This is a genomic window from Streptomyces sp. (assembly GCF_035645055.1).
Classification (GTDB): domain Bacteria; phylum Actinomycetota; class Actinomycetes; order Streptomycetales; family Streptomycetaceae; genus Streptomyces.
Map to the genome: position 1 here is coordinate 73,607 of NZ_DASQNH010000003.1, position 19,180 is coordinate 92,786.

General features: G+C 73.4%; 21 protein-coding genes. 11 read left to right on the plus strand and 10 right to left on the minus strand.

Annotation, left to right across the window (positions count from 1 at the left end; all coding sequences use genetic code 11):
* Positions 1 to 17: 17 nt before the first annotated feature.
* Positions 18 to 431, minus strand: a complete 414-nt coding sequence (locus tag VE614_RS01650; protein WP_324930680.1) for a VOC family protein — start codon at positions 429 to 431, stop codon at positions 18 to 20.
* Between the two features lie 456 nt (positions 432 to 887).
* On the opposite strand from VE614_RS01650, the gene VE614_RS01655 reads away from it, so the two are divergent.
* The 4 genes from VE614_RS01655 (at position 888) to VE614_RS01670 (ending at position 4,732) form a co-directional block, all read left to right on the plus strand.
* Entirely contained in the window at positions 888 to 1,484 is a 597-nt protein-coding gene (locus VE614_RS01655; protein ID WP_324930683.1) for a hypothetical protein, read from the plus strand.
* 91 nt (positions 1,485 to 1,575) lie between these two features.
* Entirely contained in the window at positions 1,576 to 3,174 is a 1,599-nt protein-coding gene (locus VE614_RS01660; protein WP_324930686.1) for an ABC-F family ATP-binding cassette domain-containing protein, read from the plus strand.
* Between the two features lie 395 nt (positions 3,175 to 3,569).
* Positions 3,570 to 3,791, plus strand: coding sequence for a helix-turn-helix domain-containing protein (locus VE614_RS01665; protein WP_043499642.1), 222 nt, complete (start codon positions 3,570 to 3,572; stop codon positions 3,789 to 3,791).
* 137 nt (positions 3,792 to 3,928) lie between these two features.
* Positions 3,929 to 4,732, plus strand: a complete 804-nt coding sequence (locus VE614_RS01670) for an enoyl-CoA hydratase/isomerase family protein (RefSeq protein WP_324930693.1) — start codon at positions 3,929 to 3,931, stop codon at positions 4,730 to 4,732.
* A gap of 34 nt (positions 4,733 to 4,766) precedes the next feature.
* On the opposite strand, the gene VE614_RS01675 is transcribed toward VE614_RS01670, so the two are convergent.
* Positions 4,767 to 5,489: a nucleopolyhedrovirus P10 family protein gene (locus VE614_RS01675; protein WP_324930696.1), complete on the minus strand. Its 723-nt coding sequence runs from the start codon at positions 5,487 to 5,489 to the stop codon at positions 4,767 to 4,769.
* An 88-nt stretch (positions 5,490 to 5,577) separates the two neighbouring features.
* Here VE614_RS01675 and VE614_RS01680 point away from each other — a divergent pair, with 88 nt between their 5' ends.
* The 5 genes from VE614_RS01680 to amaP are packed head-to-tail and all read left to right on the plus strand — an operon-like array spanning position 5,578 to position 7,909.
* On the plus strand, positions 5,578 to 6,066 hold the full coding sequence (locus VE614_RS01680) for an Asp23/Gls24 family envelope stress response protein (RefSeq protein ID WP_324930699.1): 489 nt from the start codon (positions 5,578 to 5,580) through the stop codon (positions 6,064 to 6,066).
* Between the two features lie 19 nt (positions 6,067 to 6,085).
* Entirely contained in the window at positions 6,086 to 6,271 is a 186-nt protein-coding gene (locus VE614_RS01685; RefSeq protein WP_324930701.1) for a hypothetical protein, read from the plus strand.
* A complete protein-coding gene (locus tag VE614_RS01690) occupies positions 6,268 to 6,651 on the plus strand; it encodes an Asp23/Gls24 family envelope stress response protein (protein ID WP_414719476.1) in 384 nt (127 codons plus the stop codon). Before VE614_RS01685 ends, VE614_RS01690 begins: the two co-directional genes overlap by 4 nt.
* Entirely contained in the window at positions 6,648 to 7,325 is a 678-nt protein-coding gene (locus tag VE614_RS01695) for a DUF6286 domain-containing protein (protein WP_324930707.1), read from the plus strand. Before VE614_RS01690 ends, VE614_RS01695 begins: the two co-directional genes overlap by 4 nt.
* Positions 7,326 to 7,330: 5 nt before the next feature.
* Positions 7,331 to 7,909, plus strand: coding sequence for an alkaline shock response membrane anchor protein AmaP (gene amaP / locus VE614_RS01700; RefSeq protein WP_414719477.1), 579 nt, complete (start codon positions 7,331 to 7,333; stop codon positions 7,907 to 7,909).
* Positions 7,910 to 8,118: 209 nt separating this feature from the next.
* Here the strand turns inward: amaP and VE614_RS01705 are convergent, their stop codons facing one another.
* The 5 genes from VE614_RS01705 to VE614_RS01725 all read right to left on the minus strand — a co-directional run bounded on the left by VE614_RS01705 (position 8,119) and on the right by VE614_RS01725 (position 12,957).
* Positions 8,119 to 8,874 carry an SDR family oxidoreductase gene (locus VE614_RS01705; RefSeq protein ID WP_324930712.1) on the minus strand — a complete coding sequence of 252 codons (756 nt, stop codon included), beginning with the start codon at positions 8,872 to 8,874 and terminating at the stop codon, positions 8,119 to 8,121.
* Positions 8,875 to 8,878: 4 nt separating this feature from the next.
* Positions 8,879 to 10,666, minus strand: coding sequence for a glycoside hydrolase family 15 protein (locus VE614_RS01710; protein ID WP_324930715.1), 1,788 nt, complete (start codon positions 10,664 to 10,666; stop codon positions 8,879 to 8,881).
* An 83-nt stretch (positions 10,667 to 10,749) separates the two neighbouring features.
* On the minus strand, positions 10,750 to 11,571 hold the full coding sequence (locus VE614_RS01715) for an SURF1 family protein (protein WP_324930718.1): 822 nt from the start codon (positions 11,569 to 11,571) through the stop codon (positions 10,750 to 10,752).
* A gap of 59 nt (positions 11,572 to 11,630) precedes the next feature.
* Positions 11,631 to 11,864, minus strand: coding sequence for a hypothetical protein (locus VE614_RS01720; protein WP_078957636.1), 234 nt, complete (start codon positions 11,862 to 11,864; stop codon positions 11,631 to 11,633).
* A 79-nt stretch (positions 11,865 to 11,943) separates the two neighbouring features.
* Positions 11,944 to 12,957, minus strand: coding sequence for a DEDDh family exonuclease (locus VE614_RS01725; RefSeq protein WP_324930724.1), 1,014 nt, complete (start codon positions 12,955 to 12,957; stop codon positions 11,944 to 11,946).
* A gap of 210 nt (positions 12,958 to 13,167) precedes the next feature.
* Here VE614_RS01725 and VE614_RS01730 point away from each other — a divergent pair, with 210 nt between their 5' ends.
* Both VE614_RS01730 and VE614_RS01735 read left to right on the plus strand, forming a co-directional pair.
* Complete coding sequence (locus VE614_RS01730) at positions 13,168 to 14,175, plus strand: sterol desaturase family protein (protein WP_324930726.1); 1,008 nt, start codon at positions 13,168 to 13,170, stop codon at positions 14,173 to 14,175.
* Positions 14,172 to 14,834 carry a lysoplasmalogenase gene (locus VE614_RS01735; RefSeq protein ID WP_324930729.1) on the plus strand — a complete coding sequence of 221 codons (663 nt, stop codon included), beginning with the start codon at positions 14,172 to 14,174 and terminating at the stop codon, positions 14,832 to 14,834. Before VE614_RS01730 ends, VE614_RS01735 begins: the two co-directional genes overlap by 4 nt.
* Before the next feature lie 27 nt (positions 14,835 to 14,861).
* Here VE614_RS01735 and VE614_RS01740 read toward each other — a convergent pair whose 3' ends face one another.
* The 3 genes from VE614_RS01740 to VE614_RS01750 form a co-directional block, all read right to left on the minus strand.
* Positions 14,862 to 15,869, minus strand: a complete 1,008-nt coding sequence (locus VE614_RS01740; protein ID WP_324930732.1) for a CopD family protein — start codon at positions 15,867 to 15,869, stop codon at positions 14,862 to 14,864.
* 112 nt (positions 15,870 to 15,981) lie between these two features.
* Positions 15,982 to 17,355: a CoA transferase gene (locus VE614_RS01745; RefSeq protein ID WP_324930735.1), complete on the minus strand. Its 1,374-nt coding sequence runs from the start codon at positions 17,353 to 17,355 to the stop codon at positions 15,982 to 15,984.
* A 75-nt stretch (positions 17,356 to 17,430) separates the two neighbouring features.
* Complete coding sequence (locus tag VE614_RS01750) at positions 17,431 to 18,960, minus strand: S8 family peptidase (RefSeq protein WP_324930738.1); 1,530 nt, start codon at positions 18,958 to 18,960, stop codon at positions 17,431 to 17,433.
* Positions 18,961 to 19,180 lie beyond the last annotated feature (220 nt).

Genomic DNA, 19,180 nt, shown 5'->3' on the forward strand with positions numbered 1-19,180 from the left:
CAGCCGAGGGAGCGGGCTCAGCCCGTCGTCTGCGGCGCGTAGGTGCCGAAGCTCCAGATGTTGCCCTCGGCGTCCCGGGCCAGGTAGTCCCGCGAGCCGTAGTCCTGGTCCGTCGGGGGCATCAGGATCTCCACGCCGTGGTCCACGGCCCGCCGGTGGTGTGCGTCCACGTCGTCGACCACGACGTACACCCCGGCCGGGCCCGCGTTTCTCATCGCGGTGTCGAAGACGCCGCCGCGGCCCTTCGAGCCGATCATCACCGCGCCGTTGCCCTGCACCAGCTCGGCGTGCAGCACCGCGCCGTCCTCGCCCTCGTACACCGACAGCTCGGTGAAGCCCAGCGCCTCCGTGAGCTGCCGGATCGCCGCCTTCGCGTCCGCGTAGAGCAGGGTCGGGAAGATGCTCGGACGTCCCTCGGCCGTGCCTGTCATATCGATCACTCCCTCGTGCCCGACACCGAGTGCACCGGCGATCGCCACCGTGCGCCGGGATCGCCATGTCCCTCAGTCTCGCAGCCACCACCGACAACGGCCCGGTGCCGCGGCCCCCGCGTCCCGCCCGCCCACCCGCCCGTCCCGCCCCGGCCGAACGGGCGACGCACTCCCGCCCGTCCCGCGTGTCCGTCCCCGCCCGCCCGCTCGCCCAGGCCCCGGCTGGCTACTCTCTGCGCCTGTCAGGGCGGTCTCCCAGGGCCCGAAGGGGGCGTGGTGGTCCTCGAGCGCGGCCATGGAGCGCGGAGTCGGAGCAGGGGGCGCGAGGGCGCCCGGAGACGCGGTCTCCCACGCGGCGCCGGGCTGCTCCCCGCCCTCCTCGGCCTCCTCCTCGCCGTCCCCCTCCTGGCCGCGGCTCACGAGGCCCGCCGCGCCCCCTTCGGGGACCGGCTCGGCGTGCACACGCGCGTGGCGGACGGACACCCGGTTCGCGCCCGCGTCCACGGGGCCGCCGTGGAGGCCCGCGACCCCCGCACCGGCGCTCTCCACTGGCGGCACACCCGCGACGGCCGGCGCCCGCTGGCCGTGCTCCCCGCGCGCGGGGAGGCGATCGCGCTGTGGGACGACGGGCTCGTGACGGACACCGACGGCCGCGCTGTGCGCTGGCACCGCGCCCTCCCGGCCGCCGACGGCTGGCTCCGCGCGCAGGGCGGCACCGGTGTACTGCGCCCCCTCGGCCGGGGCATGCTCGCGGTCGTCACCCCCCGCCGCGTCACCGCGTACCGCCTCGCCGACGGCGATCTGCGCTGGGTGCTGCCGGCTCGCCAGGGCTGCGCCTTCGCACCCGAACGTGCCGTCCGTCACAGCGGGGCACTGCTGCTCGCCCAGCCCTGCGCGCCGTCCGCCCCCTGGACGGCGCAGCTCATCGCCGTGGACGACCTGGGCCGGATCGCCCCCCGCCGCCGCCCCCTGGACAACGCCCTCCCGCCGGGCCACCACGACGGCCGCACCGAACACCCGAGCGCAGAAAAAGTGGTTGCACCACCCCGTTAGACTGGCCCCATGGCCATTCTCCTCGCGCACTAGACGGCGGGAACCCCTCGAAGCCCCCCGTCCCGCCCACCATCCGCCCTGGAGTCTGTCCGTGATCTCCGCCTCCGGTATCGAGCTTCGCGCCGGTGCCCGCGTCCTCATCGAGTCCGCCACTTTCCGTGTCGCCAAGGGCGACCGCATCGGCCTGGTCGGCCGCAACGGCGCCGGAAAGACCACGCTGACCAAGTGCCTGGCCGGCGAGGGCATCCCCGCCGCCGGCACCATCACCCGCTCCGGCGAGGTCGGCTACCTGCCGCAGGATCCCCGCACCGGCGACCTCGACGTCCTCGCCCGCGACCGCATCCTCTCCGCGCGCGGCCTCGACGTCCTGATCCGCAAGATGCGCGACAACGAGCAGCGCATCGCCAGCGGCAAGGGCGCCACCCGCGAGAAGGCGATGAGGCAGTACGAGCGCCAGGAGACGGAGTTCCTCACCAAGGGCGGGTACGCCGCCGAGGCCGAGGCCGCCACCATCGCCGCCGCGCTCAACCTGCCGGACCGGGTGCTCGGCCAGCCGCTGCACACCCTCTCCGGCGGTCAGCGCCGCCGCGTGGAACTGGCCCGCATCCTCTTCTCGGACGCGGACACGCTGCTCCTGGACGAGCCGACCAACCACCTCGACGCCGACTCGATCGTCTGGCTGCGCGACTACCTCAAGACCTACCGCGGCGGCTTCATCGTCATCTCGCACGACGTCGACCTGGTGGACACGGTCGTCAACAAGGTGTTCTACCTGGACGCCAACCGCGCCCAGATCGACGTCTACAACATGGGCTGGAAGCTCTACCAGCAGCAGCGCGAGGCCGACGAGAAGCGCCGCAAGCGGGAGCGCGCCAACGCCGAGAAGAAGGCCGCCGCCCTGCACTCGCAGGCCGACAAGATGCGTGCCAAGGCCACCAAGACGGTCGCCGCGCAGAACATGGCCCGCCGCGCGGACAAGCTGCTGGCCGGCCTGGAGGCGGTGCGGCAGTCCGACAAGGTCGCCAAGCTGCGCTTCCCCGAGCCCGCGCCCTGCGGCAAGACCCCGCTGACCGCCGAGGGCCTGTCCAAGTCGTACGGCTCGCTGGAGATCTTCACCGACGTCGACCTGGCCATCGACAAGGGCTCCCGCGTGGTCATCCTCGGCCTCAACGGCGCCGGAAAGACCACCCTGCTGCGCCTTCTGGCCGGCGTGGAGAAGCCCGACACCGGCGAGGTGATCGAGGGCCACGGCCTCAAGCTCGGGTACTACGCGCAGGAGCACGAGACCCTGGACCCGGATCGCACGGTCCTGGAGAACATGCGCTCGGCCGCGCCCGACATGGACCTGGTCGAGGTCCGCAAGGTGCTCGGCTCGTTCCTGTTCTCCGGCGACGACGTCGACAAGCCGGCCGGGGTGCTCTCCGGCGGTGAGAAGACCCGTCTCGCGCTGGCCACCCTGGTGGTCTCCTCGGCGAACGTGCTGCTGCTCGACGAGCCCACCAACAACCTCGACCCGGCCAGCCGCGAGGAGATCCTGGGCGCGCTGCGCACCTACAAGGGCGCGGTCGTGCTGGTCACCCACGACGAGGGCGCGGTGGAGGCGCTCCAGCCGGAGCGGATCATTTTGCTGCCGGACGGCGTCGAGGACCTGTGGGGCCAGGGCTACGCCGATCTGGTGGCCCTGGCCTGACCCGGTTTCCGGCGCCCGGCCCCCCGGGGGTCCGGCCCGGACCGCCTCAGTCCGGCGTGATCGAAGGGGCGATCCACGGCGTATGGATCATTCGGACGATCCGTGATCCATCATCTGTGTGAGATCTCCTCATCCCAGGGTGTGTCCTACATCGATTTCACGGCCGATCCCTTTGTCGACAAGGGGTCGGCCGTGTGGTGTCTCTGACCTGCCGCTTCGCGGAACAACCCGTTCGGACGTATGCGGTCGAGCGAGAGGAATTCCGGGTTCCGCTTGTGGGGACGCGCTCCTGTCGTCACAACCCTCATCCACGGACCTTGCCGAATGGGTGGCCATGAAGCCCCGGAGGGGTGATCATGAGGAGACCAGAGCGCACTTCCCATGAGGAGGCACGGGTGGCCGAGACTCTGAAGAAGGGCAGCCGGGTGACCGGCGCCGCGCGCGACAAGCTCGCGGCAGACCTGAAGAAGAAGTACGACGCCGGTGCGAGCATCCGGGCGTTGGCCGAGGAGACCGGCCGCTCGTATGGCTTTGTGCACCGCATGCTGAGCGAATCGGGCGTCACGCTCCGTGGGCGTGGCGGGGCGACTCGGGGCAAGAAGGCCCAGTCGGCCTGACCCCGGGTGGCCCAGCGTCTTCGCTGGTGGCCACCCGGTCGGTCTGCCGACCGGTCGGGTGGTTACTGTGCAGTCACTCAGGAGTGCCCGCCGCGCGGCACGGCACTCACGATGACCGCACCCATCGGAGGCGCCCCATGGCTTCGCTCGACCCGGTAATCGATCCGGTACTCGACAAGGACGGCGTACGGCTCACCGTCGAGGACGCGATCGCCACGGTGACGCTGACCAACCCGGCCAAGCGCAACGCGCAGAGCCCCGCTCTGTGGCGGGCGCTGGCCGAGGCCGGCCGGCTGTTGCCGGGCAGCGTCCGCGTGGTCGTGCTGCGCGCCGAGGGCAAGTCGTTCTCGGCCGGGCTCGACCGGCAGGCGTTCACGCCCGAGGGCTTCGACGGCGAGCCGTCGTTCCTCGACCTGGCACGTGGTTCGGACGCCGAGCTGGACGCCACCATCGCCGAGTACCAGGAGGCGTTCACCTGGTGGCGGCGCAGCGACCTCGTGTCCATCGCCGCCGTCCAGGGGCATGCCATCGGCGCCGGGTTCCAACTCGCACTCGCCTGCGATCTGCGCGTCGTCGCCGATGACGTGCAGTTCGCCATGCGCGAGACCAGCCTCGGGCTGGTGCCCGATCTCACCGGCACCCATCCGCTGGTGGGCCTGGTCGGGTACGCCCGCGCGCTGGAGATCTGCGCCACCGGGCGGTTCGTCCTGGCCGAGGAGGCCGTGGCCACCGGACTGGCGAACATCGCCGTGCCCATGGACCAGCTCGACGCCGCCGTCCGCGACCTGGCCACCGCACTGCTGGCCGCGCCCCGTGACGCCGTGATCGAGACCAAGGCCCTGCTGCGCGGTGCCCAGGACCGCGCCTACGAGGAGCAGCGCGCCGCCGAACGGCAGGCCCAGGCCCGCCGCCTGCGCGACCTGGCGGGAATCGGCGACTGACCCCTGCCCGCGCAGCCCGGCGATCACCCGAGGGTCACCCCACCGAGGTGACCAGCACCGCCACCGTCGGGTGGTCCCGCAGCGCCTCGCTCACCCGCGCGCGGACCTCGCGGGCCACCTCCACGGCCCGGTGGTCCGCGCGCAGGGCGAGTTCCAGCCGGACATGCCGGCGCGCCGGCGCCGCATCCGGGCCGGGCCGTTCCTCGATGCGCACGCCCCGGCCCAGCCCGCCCAGCACGCCGGTCAGCCGGGCCACCCCCGGCACCGTGAGCGCCACGTCCGCGGCGCGTGCCTCGTCGCCCTCCGCGGCCTCCCGCGCGTCCGGCGGCTCCGGCGGCCGTACGGTCACCCGTTCGGGCTCCTCGTCCAGCAGGTCCGTCACCCGCAGGTCGACCTCCGCGACCCGCAGCCCCAGCCGCCGCGCCGAGGCCGTCGCCAGCGCCGCCCGCAGCCGTGCCGCGGACTCCGGCAGGGGCCGCGCCGCCGCGGCCGCGAACTCCGCCGTCAGCCGCAGCGGGCCCGGCGGCAACGCGCTCGGCGGGGCCGGCACGGCCGGGTCGTAGGTGTGCTCCGGGTCGGCCAGGGCGATCCGCAGCGTCCCCAGCCGTACGCCCGCCACGTCGTCCGCCGCGTCCCGCAGCACCGTCCGCGCCGCGCCCTCCGCAATCCACGCGCCGTCTCGCGCGTCACCCAGGGGCAGGATCCTGCCCAGCCCCAGTTGTTCCCGCACCGCCCGTGTCCACCGGTCCGCCGTCATTCCTCCAGACTGCCGCATTCCTGGCGCGCTTCCGAGCAACCGCGCTTACGGTGGACAAAGAGAGACGAACCGAGAGGAACGGACGGCGATGACCGATATGGCGGACCGGAACCGGACGCAGTCTCCGGAGGGCGAGAGCGAGTCGCCCGTACAGACGCGGAAGAACCCTCGGCGCGGCGGCGGTGACCCCGGCTCCCGGGGACGGACCACCATCGCCGACGGCGTGGTGGAGAAGATCGCCGGCCTCGCCGCCCGGGACGTCGTGGGAGTGCACGCCATGGGCAGCGGCATCAGCCGCACCTTCGGCGCCGTACGCGACCGGGTGCCCGGCGGGTCGAAATCGGTGACCCGCGGGGTGAAGGCCGAGGTCGGCGAGCGGCAGACCGCGCTCGACCTGGAGATCGTCGTCGAGTACGGCTTCGCCATCGCCGACGTCGCGCGCGATGTGCGCGAGAACGTGATCGGCGCCGTGGAGCGGATGACCGGCCTCGAAGTCGTCGAGGTCAACATCGCGGTCAGCGACGTCAAGCTGCCGGACGAAGAGGACGAGGAGCAGCCGGAGCCCCGGATCCAGTGACACACCGTAGGAGCGCAGCATGAGCATGGCCGTGGTCGGCATGATCGCCGGAATGGCGCTGGGCTTCGCCGGATACTTCGGCGGTTTCGGTGCCTTCGTGCTGGTGGCAGCCTTGGGCGCCATCGGGTTCGTCGTCGGCAGGGTCCTGGAGGGGGACCTGGACCTCGGCGACTTCTTCCGTCCGCGTGACGACCGGCGGCGGTGACCGGGGTGAGCGAGGGGGCCGGTGCGTTCTCCCGTCCCCCGACGGCGGTACCGCCGGGGGAGCGCGGCGCCACCCGGATCGCCGACCGCGTCGTCGCGAAGATCGCCGCCCAGGCGGCCAGGGAGGCGGTCGGTCCGCTGCCCGCCGCGGCGTCGCCGCCGCACGCCACCGTGGCCGTCCACCACGAGGCCGCCCGGATCCGCGTCCACCTGGAGCTGGAGTACCCCACCGACGTCGGCTCCCGGTGCCGGGCGGTGCGCCGCCAAGTCCTGGACAGAGTAAGCGGGCTGGTGGGGTTCGAGGTGCCGGAGGTCGCCGTCCAGGTGGAACGGCTGCATCCGCCGGTGGCATTCGGCGCGGCACAGGGGAGGACGCGATGAGCGAGCCGCACGGCTCCCACGACTCCGAGCGCACCACACGGCCCATGCCGGTCCTGGAGAAGGACGGTCCGGCCGGCTCCGGCGCGCCCACCGGCCACGATCCGCTGACCGCGCCCGACGGCGGGCACCGCGGCGGGCACCGCTTCTGGTCGGCGCGCCGCGTCCCCGCGGCCGTCGTCACCGTGCTCCTGCTCGCCCTGGCGGGCCTCTTCCTCTACGACATCGCCGCGGTCCGCGTCGGCCGGCCGGTCATGCGCTGGCGCCGCGAACTGGCCCGGCAGCTCGCCGAACGGCCCCTGGACGACATCTGGGTCCTCATCGGCGCCGGGGTCGCCACGGCCCTCGGCCTCTGGCTCGTCCTCCTGGCCGTCACACCGGGCCTGCGCGGCCTGCTGCCGATGCGGCGCACCCATCCCGACGTCCGCGCCGCCCTGGACCGGCCGGCCGCCGCGACGGTGCTGCGGGACCGGGCCATGGAGGTCTCCGGGGTGCAGTCGGCGCGGGTGACCGTGGGCCGCCGCAGGGCGGACGTCCGCGCGGTCTCCCACTTCCGCGACCTGGACGACGTACGCGCCGAACTCGACGCGGTGCTCGCCGAGGCGATCGCGGGACTGGGCCTGGCCCGGCCGCTCCGGCTGTCCGCGCGCGTCCGGCGGCCGGGACGAAAGGGGTGAGGACGATGGCAAGAACCGTCAACCGCGTACTGCTCGGCCTCGTCGGGCTGGTCCTCCTCGTCCTCGGCGGCTCCGTCCTCGCCGTCGGCCTGGGCGCCCCCGCGCCGTCCTGGTGGATCCACCACGGCCGCCAGGACGTCCTGCTCGACCACGCCGAACGCACCCGCTGGCGCGACGCCGGCTGGTGGTGGCCCGTCGTGCTCGCCGTCCTCGCCGTGCTGGTGCTGCTCGCCCTGTGGTGGCTCACCGCGGTCCTGCGCCGGCGCCGGCTGACCGAGGTCCTGGTCGACACCGGCGACGGCGAGGGCGCGCAGGTACGGGGCCGGGCCCTGGAGAACGTCATCGAGGCGGAGGCGGGCGGCCTGGACGGTGTCACCCGCGCCCATGTCCAGCTCACCGGCCGCCGCACCGCCCCCCGGGCCCGCGTACGGCTGCTGCTGGAGCCGCACGTGGACCCGGGAACGACCCTCCAGCACCTCGCGGCCCACGCCCTGACCCACGCCCGCGACTCGGCGGGCCTGGCCGCACTGCCCGCGGAGGTCCGCCTACGGGCCGTCAGACACCGCGCCGAACGCGTGAGCTGAGCCCACCCGCGCCCGACGCACGCCGTGCCGAGCCCCGCCGATCCGGCGTGTGCCGCGCGCTTGCCGGTCGGAGCGCCGCGCTGCGCGCGCGCCGATCGGGCGGATGCCGTGCTCCCGTGCGGTGCCGCGGCCCTGCCGACGGGGGCGCGTGCTGCGCCCCCGTCGGCAGGGACCGGTGCGGCGCCCGTCGTGTGCCGCGCTCCCGCCCGTCAGAAGCCGTGGCGCGCGCCGCCGTCCACCGGGACCATGACCCCGGTGAGGTAGGACGCGGCCGGGGACAGCAGGAACGCCGCCGTGCGGCCGAACTCCTCCGGCTTGCCGTACCGCCGCAGCGGGATCCGCGACTCGGACGCGACGCGGGTCGCCTCCGGGTCCGCGGACAGCGAGTCCAGTTCGCGCACCCGGTCGGTGTCGATACGGCCCGGCAGCACTCCCACGACCCGGATGCCGCGCGGCCCCAGCTCGTCCGAGAGCGACTTGGCGAAGCCCGCGAGGCCGGGCCGCAGCCCGTTGGAGATGGTCAGTCCGGGGATCGGCTCGTACACCGACCCGGACAGCACGAAGCCGATGACGCCGCCCTCGTCCAGCTCCGCCGCCGCGGCCCGCGCCAGCCGCACCGCGCCCAGGAACACCGACTCGAACGCCGTCTGCCACTGCTCGTCGGAGTTGTCGGCCACGAACCCGGCGGGGGGTCCGCCGACGCTGATGAGGATGCCGTCGAACCGCCCGAACCGCTCCCGCGCGGTGCCGACCAGCCGGGCCGGCGCCTCCGGATCGGCGTTGTCCACGGCCACGCCCACCACGTCCGGCCCCAGCGCCGCCGCCGCGTCGGCGACGGTCTGCTCGTCCCGCCCGGTGATGACCACCTTCGCCCCGTCGGCGACCAGTTCGCGCGCGGAGGCGTTGCCGAGGCCGCGCGTGGCCCCGGTCACGACGTACACCCGGTCCTTCAGTCCAAGATCCATGCCCCTATCCTGCCCGCTCCCCGCCGAACAGGGCGAAGGCGGTGTTCACCAGCCCGATGTGGCTGAACGCCTGCGGGAAGTTGCCGAGCCGGCGGCCGGTCGAGGGGTCGTACTCCTCGGACAGCAGCCCCACGTCGTTGGCGAGCCCCACCAGCCGTTCGAACAGCTTTTGGGCCTCGTCCGTACGGCCCGTCATGTGCAGGGCGTCGGCCAGCCAGAACGAGCACACCAGGAAGGTGCCCTCGTCGCCCGGCAGCCCGTCCACTCCCGCCCGGTCGGTGGAGTAGCGGCGCAGGAAACCGTCGTGGCTCAGTTCCGCGCGGACCGCCTCGATGGTGCCCAGCACCCGCGGATCGTCCGGCGGCAGAAAGCCGACGCGCGGGATCAGCAGCAGGGCGGCGTCCAGTTCCCGGGATCCGTACGACTGCGTGAAGGTGTTCCGCGCGGGATCGAAGCCGCGCTCGCACACCTCGCGGTGCACCTCGTCACGCAGCGCCTCCCAGGCCTCGCGGTCGCCGTTCAGCTGGGGGTAGCGCTCCAGCGCCCGCACCGCGCGGTCGGCGGCCACCCACACCATCACCTTGGAGTGCACGAAGTGCCGACGGCCGCCGCGCACCTCCCACAGCCCCTCGTCCGGCTGGCGCCAGGCGTGGCACAGGAAGTCCAGCAGGGCCCGCTGGATCTCCCACGCCTCCGGCAGCAGCGGCAGGCCGGCGCTGCGGGCCAGCGACAGCGTGTCCATCACCTCGCCGTACACGTCCAGCTGCACCTGCTTGACGGCCGCGTTCCCGATCCGCACCGGCCGCGAGTCGGCGAACCCCGGCAGCCACGGCAACTCCATCTCGGGCAGCCGCCGCTCGCCCGCCAGGCCGTACATGATCTGCAGATCCGCCGGGTCGCCCGCGACCGCGCGCAGCAGCCACTCACGCCACGCCTCGGCCTCCTCCCGGTAGCCCGCCGCGAGCAGCGCGCCGAGGGTGAGGGTCGAGTCGCGCAGCCAGCAGTAGCGGTAGTCCCAGTTGCGCACCCCGCCGATCTCCTCGGGCAGGGAGGTGGTGGGGGCGGCGACGATGCCGCCGGTGGGGGCGTAGGTGAGCGCCTTGAGGGTGATCAGGGAGCGCAGCACCTCGTCCCGGTACGGCCCGTCGTAGCGGCAGCGGGACGACCAGGCCCGCCAGTCGGCGACGCTCGACTCCAGCGCCGCGAACGGGTCGACCAGCGGCGGGCGGGGCTCGTGCGAGGGGTGCCAGGTGAGCACGAACGCGACCCGCTCGCCCTCCCGCACGGTGAACTCGGACCGGGTGCAGTTGTCCTCGCCCCAGGTGTGCACCGCGCCGACGCTGCGCAGCCACACCGAGTCCGGGCCCGCGACGGCCACCCGGTGGCCGTCGGAGCGGCGCACCCACGGCACGATCGAGCCGTAGTCGAAGCGCAGCCGCAGTGTGCCGCGCATGGTCACGCTGCCGCGCAGGCCCTCCACCACGCGGACGAGGTCGGGGGCGCGGTCGCGCTGCGGCATCAGGTCGGTGACCCGGACCGCCCCCTCGGGGGTCTCCCACTCGGTGTCCAGCACCAGGGTGCCGGGGCGGTAGGCGCGGCGGGTGCAGGGGCCGTCGGCGTCTGCGGGGGCCAGCCGCCAGTGACCGTTCTCCTCGCCGCCGAGCAGCTTGGCGAAGCAGGCGGCGGAATCGAAGCGGGGAAGGCAGAGCCAGTCGACGGAGCCGTCGCGGCCGACGAGAGCGGCGGTCTGTTCGTCGCCGATGAGCGCGTAGTCCTCGATACGGGGAAGCACGGGGTGCGGGTTCCCGGCGGACCTGGGGGCCAATCGGGGCAGCGGCCGGGTGAGTGAGGCGGGACGAGGGCGGGGAGCCGGGGCTACACCGAAGCCGGTTCGGGCTCCGGTGTCTCGTCGTCCGTCGCGCCGTCCGCCTCGTCTTCCTTCTTCTCGGCCTCCGCCCGGTCGCGGGCCTCGCGGCGGGCCAGGACCACCCAGCCGACCGGGACGGCACCGGCGAACAGCCACCACTGGACGGCGTACGCCATGTGCGGGCCGATGTCGTCGTGGTCGGGGGCCGCGATCAGCTGAGGGGTGCCGCCCTGAGGGCGCGGCTCGGTCAGCTCGACGTATCCGCCGAGCACCTGCTTGCCGAGCCGCTTCGCCTCCAGCTCGCTGTTGATCAGCATGACCTGGCGGTCCGGCAGCCCCTCGACGTTCTTGATGCCGCTCTCGGCGGTCGTCTGGTCGGGCATCAGCCGGCCGGTGACGGCGACCTCACCGCGCGGCGGCGCCGGGATCTTCGGGAACGCGGTCTGGCTCGGCCCGTCCGCGGGGATCCAGCCCCGGTTGACCAGCAGGACCGTGCCGTCGGTGAGCACGAACGGGGTCAGCACGTGGAAGCCGATCTGGTCGTCCGCGTTGGTGCGGCGCCGTACGACGACCTCGTGGGCGGTGTCGAAGTGGCCCTTCGCCGTCACCCGCCGGTACAGGTCCGCGTCCTTCACCTCGGCACCGGGCGCGGTCAGCGACTCGGCCGGCACGGGCTTCGCCGCCAGCGAGTCGGCGATCACCTTGTTCAGCGCGACCTTGTGCTCATGCCGGTGCAGCTGCCAGAAGCCCAGCTCGATCATCGTCGGGATGAGCGCGAGGGCGACAAGGGTGAGGATCACCCACTGCCGGGACAACAGGAAGCGGTACACCCCACGACGGTACATCTTGGGTCGTGGGGTGCCGTCGGCAGGGGTGCCCGGGGCCGGGCTCAGACGCGGTCGACGATGCCTGCCTTCCCCTCCGCGCGGGCGCAGTGGGCGCCGCAGTACCAGTGGCCCTCGACCTCGACGCCCTGGCCGATGATCTGCACCCGGCAGTGCTCGCAGATCGGGGCCATGCGGTGGATCGCGCAGGAGAAGCAGTCGAAGACGTGCACCGCGCCCTGCGCGTGCACCTCGAAGGTCATTCCGTAGTTATTGCCGCAAACTTCGCATGTCGCCATGCGCCACAGGGTGAGCCGTCGCCGCCGCCCGAGCGAGCGGGCGGCGGGCGAGTCGCACGGCAATCACCCGTCCGTACGGTCACCGCTCCGCCGGTTCCACATCTCCCAGCAACTGGCCGAACGCGGCCTCGTCGACCACCGGCGTGCCGTACTGCCGCGCCTTGAGCACCTTGGACGTGCCCGAGTCCGGGTCGTTGGTGACGAGCAGGCTGGTCAGCCGGGACAGGCTGGTCGCGACATGCAGCCCCGCCTCGACCGCCCGGTCCTCCAGCAGCTCCCGCTCCACCGAGGTGTCCCCGGAGAAGGCGACCCGCATGCCCTGCTTGAGCCTTTTGCCCTCTTCGTACCGGCCGGGGTTGGGGTAGGGGCACGCGGGCCGCTTCCGGGACGGACGCCAACTCGTCGCCCGGTAGCCGCCGTAGCCGCTGCCGCCGTGACCACCCTGGCCGCCCGCCTGCCGTCCGATGCGCGGCACGGGCCGGTCCGCCCACTCGGTCAGCGGCCGGCACTCGTGCAACGGCAGCCGTACACCCCCCTGGGCGGCGGCGTGCAGACTCGGCCGGAACGCCTCCGCCAGCACGCGCGCGTCGTCCAGCGCGTGGTGCGCCCGGCGCTGGACCACTCCGAAGTGCGCGGCCAGCGACTCCAGCTTGTGGTTGGGCAGCGGCAGATCGAGCGCCTTGGACAGCGCGATGGTGCACAGCCGCTGCCTGACCGGCGCCTCGCCGCGCGCCCGCGCGTACTCCCGGGCGATCATCTGCCAGTCGAAGACGGCGTTGTGCGCGACCAGCACCCGGTCCGCCAGCCGGGCCGCGAACTCCTCGGCGATGTCCGTGAAGAGGGGCGCGCCCTCCAGCGTCTCGCTCGTCAGGCCGTGGATCCACACCGGTCCCGGGTCGCGCTCCGGATTGACCAGCGTGTACCAGTGGTCCTCGACCTCGCCGCGCGCGTCCAGCCGGTAGACGGCCGCGGAGATTATCCGGTCGTCCCGGGCCAGGCCGGTGGTCTCCACGTCAACGACCGCGTATCCGTTCGGATACGCGGCCGGCCACATCGTGGCGGAGGACACTGCGGGCGTGTGGTCTTCGAGCATGGTCCCTGAGGATACGGGCCGGGACTGACAGCGCCGTTCCCCAGGTGGCGGCCTGGTGAAAGACCCTCACCCGTCACGGATCCCGCCGTCGTTGCTCCACGCGCGGGTGCGCGATTGGCGGAGATCACCAACGAACAAGCGCTTACCGCCGGTAATACTTGTCGGTAACAACCTCTGGACCGGGCCGTACAGCGGTCCTACGGTGCAGGAATGCCGAACCTCCCCGATGTCGTGGTCTGGTCGATCCCCGCCTTCGCGCTGCTCACCATCCTCGAAATGATCAGCGTCCGGCTCCATCCCGACGAGGAACAGGCCGGATACGAGACGAAGGACGCCGCGACGAGCCTGACCATGGGGCTCGGCAGTCTCCTCTTCGACTTCCTCTGGAAGTTCCCGATCGTCGCCATCTACACGGCCGTCTACGAACTCACCCCGGTGCGCGTGCCCGTACTGTGGTGGACCGTGGCCCTGATGCTCCTCGCGCAGGACTTCTTCTACTACTGGTCGCACCGCGGTCACCACGTCATCCGCATCCTGTGGGCCTGCCACGTGGTCCACCACTCCAGCCGGAAGTTCAACCTCACCACCGCGCTGCGCCAGCCCTGGACCTCGCTGACCGTCTGGCCGTTCTACGTCCCCCTGATCGCCGCCGGCGTGCACCCGGCCGCGCTCGCCTTCTGCTCCTCCGCCAACCTCGTCTACCAGTTCTGGATCCACACCGAGCGGATCGACAAGATGCCCCGCTGGTTCGAGTTCGTCTTCAACACGCCGTCCCATCACCGGGTCCACCACGCCTCGCAGGGCGGCTACCTCGACCGCAACTTCGGCGGCATCCTCATCGTCTGGGACCGGCTCTTCGGCTCCTTCACCCCCGAGACCGAGCGGCCCGTCTACGGGCTGACGAAGAACATCGACACCTACAACCCGCTGAAGGTCGCCACCCACGAGTACGTCTCCATCGCCAAGGACCTGAAGGCCGCCGCCGGTTGGCGCGAGCGGGCGGGCCGCGTGTTCCGCGGTCCGGGCTGGCAGCCCGCCGTGCCGAGCGCGGAGACGGAGGCACAGAGCGGGAGCGAGGCGGAGACAAAGGCGGAGCGGGTGGTCGCGAAGGAGGGGACGGAGACAGAGGAAGAGCGGGCGGTCGCGAAGACGGAGACGGTCGCGAAGGAGGAGACGGTCGCGAAGGCCGAGGCCGCCGACGAGACCGTGGTGGCATGAGACTCCACCACCCCCTGCTGGTCGCCTTCTTCCTCACGGCCCTCGTCGACCTCGGCTGTCTCGCGGCCGGCTACGACCCCGGGCACATGGTCGCCAAACCCCTCCTGATGCCTCTGCTGGCCGCCCACGCCGCGCTGCGCGGAGCACCCCGGCTGCTGCTCGCGGCGCTGCTGTGCGGCTGGGGCGGCGACGTGCTGCTGCTGTCCGGCGCGGAGCCCGCCTTCCTCGCCGGGATGGCCTCCTTCGCCGCCGGGCACGTCTGCTACCTGGTGCTCTTCACGACGTACGGCCGTCCGCACGGCCACCGCGCCTTCCTCCTCGCCTGCTACGCCGTCCTCCTGGTCAACACCGTCGCCGTGCTCTGGCCCGGCCTGCCCGCCGGACTGCGCGTCCCCGTCGCCGGCTACAGCCTGCTGCTCACGGTCATGGCGTACCGCGCGGGGACCCGGTTCGGCCGCACCGCGGGGACCGGCGGCGCGCTCTTCATGCTCTCCGACACCCTCATCGCCACCGGGGTCGCCGACTGGCCGCAGCCGCCGCGCCCCGACCTGTGGGTCATGCTCACCTATATCGCCGCCCAGTTCCTGCTCGTCAGTGGCACGCTCAAGGCGCTCGACGCGCGCCCCCCGGTCGCACGGACGTACGGTGAGGCGCGCTGACAGACGTTCCGGTGAGGGTCCGGCCCGTCACCAGCGGATCGGCACCGGCACCGCGGTGAGCAGCCCGGACACCGCGACCACCACCGCCAGTACCGCCGCCTCCGCACGCGCGGGCGCGCAGGCGGTCAGCGGGTCGGCCGCGCGGGACAGCCGGATCCGCGCCCACAGCGCCAGCGCGGCGACGGCGGCGACGAGGACCACCTTGGCCAGCAGGGTGCGCCCGTACGCCGTCGTCGTCAGCTGCTCCAGCACCGTCTCCGGCGGCATCCGGCGCAGGGTGCTGACCAGGCCCGTCGCGGTGAGCACGGCGAGCAGGACGACCGCCACGCGCGCGTAGAGCCCCAGCAGGGCCGCGCCCGCCCGCCTCGCGGCCCACCGGCGGAGCGTGCGCAGCGTGTACAGCAGACCGCCCGCCCACAGTGACGCGCACACCACATGAACCAGTGTCAGACCCGAGCCGGCCAGCGGGGCGTGCTCGGTCGCCGGGTGCGCGCGCAGCGCCTCCGCGACGACCACGGCGGCCAGCGGCCACACCTGTGTGCCCGGTCGGCGCGACAGGGCACACAGGCCCGCCAGCGCGAACGCGTTGACCTCCAGCAGGGCGAGCTTGCCGTCCCGGGAGGCGTACAGGCCGCCCACGTCGATCTGGCCGGGGGAGTGCGGCACCAGGTTCCCGGTCGCCACCACCGAGGCCAGCCCCAGCGCGGCCAGGAACCCGGCGCCGGCCGCCCACGCCGCCCAGCTGCGCGGCCGCTCGGCCGGGGCACCGGGCACGGCCCGGGCCAGCCGGTCCACGAACAGCTCACCCAGCGGGACGCACAGCGCCGCGAAGAGAACCGTGCGCAGCAGGCCGACGCCGCCGACGCCGGGCGCGGCGGACTCGCCGGTGCCGCGCAGCGCGGCGGACGGCCCGAGCAGCGGGATCAGCGCGCCCAGGGCCACCAGGACCAGCACGGCGACGGTCCTGCCGCGGCCGGCGCGCCGCGTGGGGCCGCCCGTCCCGGGGGCCTCGGTGGTCGGTCGTATCGGGGTCACCTCGTGATCTTCACCTTGCGTCACAGAACCACCGCGCTCACGCCCACCGCGCTCACACCCAACGCGCTCCCGCCCAACGCGCTCCCGCCCACCGCGCTCCCGCCCACCGCGCTCACGCCCAACGCGCCGGGTCCGCCCCCCACGGCCCCGGTGGCCGGGCCCAGTCGCCCGGTCCGCCCGCGAAGGCGACCGGCGGCAGGGCGTACCGGAGCCGGCCGAGCCGGCTGTCCCGTTCGGCGAGCCAGGGACCCGCGTCGTCGTACCCGCCCTCGGCGGCGCCGGTGTCCGCGGCGACCTCCTGCGTCAGCCACCGCGCCGTCCGGGCCAGCGCCACCCGGACGACCCGTCCGTACCCGTCGTACGACCGCTCCGTCAGCGCCCGCAGCACCCCCGCCGCCAGCAGGTGGCCGGAGCCGTGGTCGAGCGCCTGGGCGGGCAGCGCTCCGGGGCGTTCCGGTGTGCCTTCGGTGACCGCGATACCGGTGGCGGCCTGCACCAGGCTGTCGAAGCCGCGCCGTCCGCCCCACGGCCCGTACGCCCCCCACGCCGACAACTGGGCCACCACCAGCCCGGGCCGCCGCTCGGCCAGCGCCTCCGCGGAGAGCCCGAACCGGTCCAGGGCGCCCGGCCGGTAGCCGGTGACGACGACGTCCGCCGCGGCGAGCAGCTCCTCGAAGTCGCGCCGGCCGGCGGCCAGATCCAGCACCGCCGAGCGTTTCCCGAAACCCGTGTCGGTGTGCTGGTCGGGCAGTTCGGGCATCCCCGGCGGGTCCACCCGCAGCACGTCCGCGCCGAGCAGGGCGAGCGTGCGGGTGGCCACCGGCCCGGCGATGACCCGTGACAGGTCCAGCACCCGCAGCCCGGCGGCGGGCAGCAGGGGAGTGCCGGCGGGCAGGGGGACGAGCACGCGCGCGCGTGCGGTGCCGAGACGCTCGCGCTCCACCAGCGGCCGGCCCGCCACGGCCGCCGCCTGCGGGTGCCTGGCCCACTCCTCGGGGGTCCGTACGGCGACGGCGAGGCCGCCCGCGGCGTACACGGCCTCCTCGGCCTCCACCGCCGACCGCTCCGCCAGCGCCGCCTCGACCTCGCTCTCCTCGGCCGCCCCGGCCCCGAGCGCGGACAGCAAGCGCTCCCGGTGGTGCGGATAGTTGGCATGGGTCCGCACCCAGCCGTCCGCCGTGCGCCAGAACCGGGACAACGGCGCGAAGGCGACGGGCGCGCGCCCGTCGACCAGCAGCTGCCGCTCACTGGTGAACGAGGTGGCCACGGCCCCGTCGTCCACCCGGACCCCGGGCACCCGCGCGAGCCCGGCCCGCCGCGCCGCCAGCTCGGCGGCGGCCAGCGCGCACACGGCGACGCAGGCCCGCGCCGCCTCCCGGACGGGCAGCCGGGCGTCGAGCACGCCCCGCCGTGCCGTCACCGTGACCCGGTCGGCCAGCGCGGGATCTCCGCCGACGGCGGACCACGCGTAAGCGATGTTCTTCATGGAGGAACTATGCCGGGCCGCGCGGGGGACACCCCCGCGCGGCCCGGCATCAGTACGGGGCTCTCAACCGGACCGTCAGTCCACCGCGTCCAGCGCGTCGACGATCCCGAAGCCGTAGAACCCGTTGACGCGCTTGCCGCCCTCGCACACCGCGTCCTGCGTGCCGTCGCCGTTCTGGTCGTACGACTCGGGGCAGCCCGGGTTGTCCGCCTGCGCCTTCAGCAGCGCCTGGAGCTGCGCCGGAGTGGCGTACGGGTACTCCGACTTCAGCAGCGCGGCGACGCCCGCCGCGTGCGGCGAGGCCATCGACGTGCCCTGGAGGAAGCCGTACTGGTTGTTCGGCATCGTGGACAGGATGCGGCCGTTCTTCGACGGCGTGTCCGGGATCTGGTAGAGCCGGTCGCCGCCCGGCGCGGCCACGTCCACCACGCCGTTGCCGTACGACGAGTAGTACGACTTCAGGTGGTTCACGCCCGTCGCGCTGACCGTGACGATGCCCGGCAGCTGGGTCGGCACGTCGTAGCACTCGTGCGGGTCGATGGTGCGCTCGACCGGCGTGGTGTCGTTCGGGCTGGAGTCGTCGAGGATCGCGTCCGCGTCGAGGTCGTGGTTGGAGTTGCCCGCGGACGCCAGGTGCAGCGTGCCCTTCTTCTGCGCGTACAGCTGGGCCCGGTTCACCGCGTCGACGATGGCCCGCTGGTCGGGGTCGTCCATGCAGTTGTACAGCCACGGGTCCACGTAGTAGCTGTTGTTCGTGATCTCGACGCCGTGGTCGGCGGCGAACACGAACGCGCAGACGACGCTCTCCGCGTAGAAGAGGCCGTTCTTCGGGTCGGTCACCTGGATGCCGGCCACCTTCACGCCGGGCGCGACACCGGCCACGCCGACGCCGTTGCGGGCGGCGGCGATCTCACCGGCCACGTGCGTGCCGTGGTAGTCCGCCTCGGTGTACGGCCGCCAGGCGCCCTCGCTGGTGTCCGCGACACCGCCCGCGCAGTTCGCGGACTGCGACTTGGAGAAGTTCGGGGCGAGGTCCGGGTGGGTGTCGTCCACGCCGGTGTCGATGACGGCGACGGTCACCTTCTCGCTGCCCGGGTTGATCTGGGCGGCCTTGTCGGCGCCGATGGCCCGCAGGTCCCACTGGTCGGCCTCGAGGGGCTCCGCGCCCGGGGTGGCCGCCGAGGCGGCCTCCACCTTCGCGGCCTCCGCGGCCGTCAGGTAGTCGACGGCGCCCTCGTCGGTCGTGCCCGCGGGGGTGAGCGGCGCGGTGCGCGTGGCACCCGCCGACTGCACCCCGCGGACGGTGCGTATCTGCTTGGCGAAGTCGGGGTTCGCCGAGTGCGCGACGATCACACCGATCTTCTCGTACGTCGTGACGATGGTGCCGCCGGCCGCGGTGACCGCCTTCTTCACCGCCGCGATCGTGCCCTTGTTCACCTTCGTGTTCACGACGTACGCCAGCTCGGGCGCGTCCGCCGCCTGCGTCGCGGCGTCCAGCTGCGGCGCGGCCGAGGCGGTCGCGGGCAGGAAGCCGAGCGAGGCGGTCAGCGACAGCACGACCGGCACCGCGAGGGCGAGTCGGCGTCTGGAGCGCAGATGAGCCATGGGGTCTCCACATCATCCGGAAAACGAAACCGGCCCGAGACACAAGGTGGTGCTCGGGCAGGTGCATGACGATGGTGCAGGGGGACGCTATCTCCCGGAGTCGCTGACCAGCAATGAGTTACCGCGATGACTTCTGAGATTTACGCCCGGCATGGTTGAACCGGTTCCTCGGACGCGCCGTGACGTTGAGCAGAGGGCCGGGCACGGTCGAGCCCCCTGT

Excerpts from the sequence above, each read along its gene's own strand:
- VE614_RS01705 (WP_324930712.1), bottom strand. The coding sequence starts at position 8,874 with ATGGATCTTGGACTGAAGGACCGGGTGTACGTCGTGACCGGGGCCACG.
- VE614_RS01650 (WP_324930680.1), bottom strand. The coding sequence starts at position 431 with ATGACAGGCACGGCCGAGGGACGTCCGAGCATCTTCCCGACCCTGCTC.
- VE614_RS01675 (WP_324930696.1), bottom strand. The coding sequence starts at position 5,489 with ATGACGGCGGACCGGTGGACACGGGCGGTGCGGGAACAACTGGGGCTG.
- VE614_RS01685 (WP_324930701.1), top strand. The coding sequence starts at position 6,086 with ATGAGCATGGCCGTGGTCGGCATGATCGCCGGAATGGCGCTGGGCTTC.
- VE614_RS01730 (WP_324930726.1), top strand. The coding sequence starts at position 13,168 with ATGCCGAACCTCCCCGATGTCGTGGTCTGGTCGATCCCCGCCTTCGCG.
- VE614_RS01720 (WP_078957636.1), bottom strand. The coding sequence starts at position 11,864 with ATGGCGACATGCGAAGTTTGCGGCAATAACTACGGAATGACCTTCGAG.
- VE614_RS01735 (WP_324930729.1), top strand. The coding sequence starts at position 14,172 with ATGAGACTCCACCACCCCCTGCTGGTCGCCTTCTTCCTCACGGCCCTC.
- VE614_RS01750 (WP_324930738.1), bottom strand. The coding sequence starts at position 18,960 with ATGGCTCATCTGCGCTCCAGACGCCGACTCGCCCTCGCGGTGCCGGTC.
- amaP (WP_414719477.1), top strand. The coding sequence starts at position 7,331 with ATGGCAAGAACCGTCAACCGCGTACTGCTCGGCCTCGTCGGGCTGGTC.
- VE614_RS01680 (WP_324930699.1), top strand. The coding sequence starts at position 5,578 with ATGACCGATATGGCGGACCGGAACCGGACGCAGTCTCCGGAGGGCGAG.
- VE614_RS01695 (WP_324930707.1), top strand. The coding sequence starts at position 6,648 with ATGAGCGAGCCGCACGGCTCCCACGACTCCGAGCGCACCACACGGCCC.
- VE614_RS01670 (WP_324930693.1), top strand. The coding sequence starts at position 3,929 with ATGGCTTCGCTCGACCCGGTAATCGATCCGGTACTCGACAAGGACGGC.
- VE614_RS01745 (WP_324930735.1), bottom strand. The coding sequence starts at position 17,355 with ATGAAGAACATCGCTTACGCGTGGTCCGCCGTCGGCGGAGATCCCGCG.
- VE614_RS01725 (WP_324930724.1), bottom strand. The coding sequence starts at position 12,957 with ATGCTCGAAGACCACACGCCCGCAGTGTCCTCCGCCACGATGTGGCCG.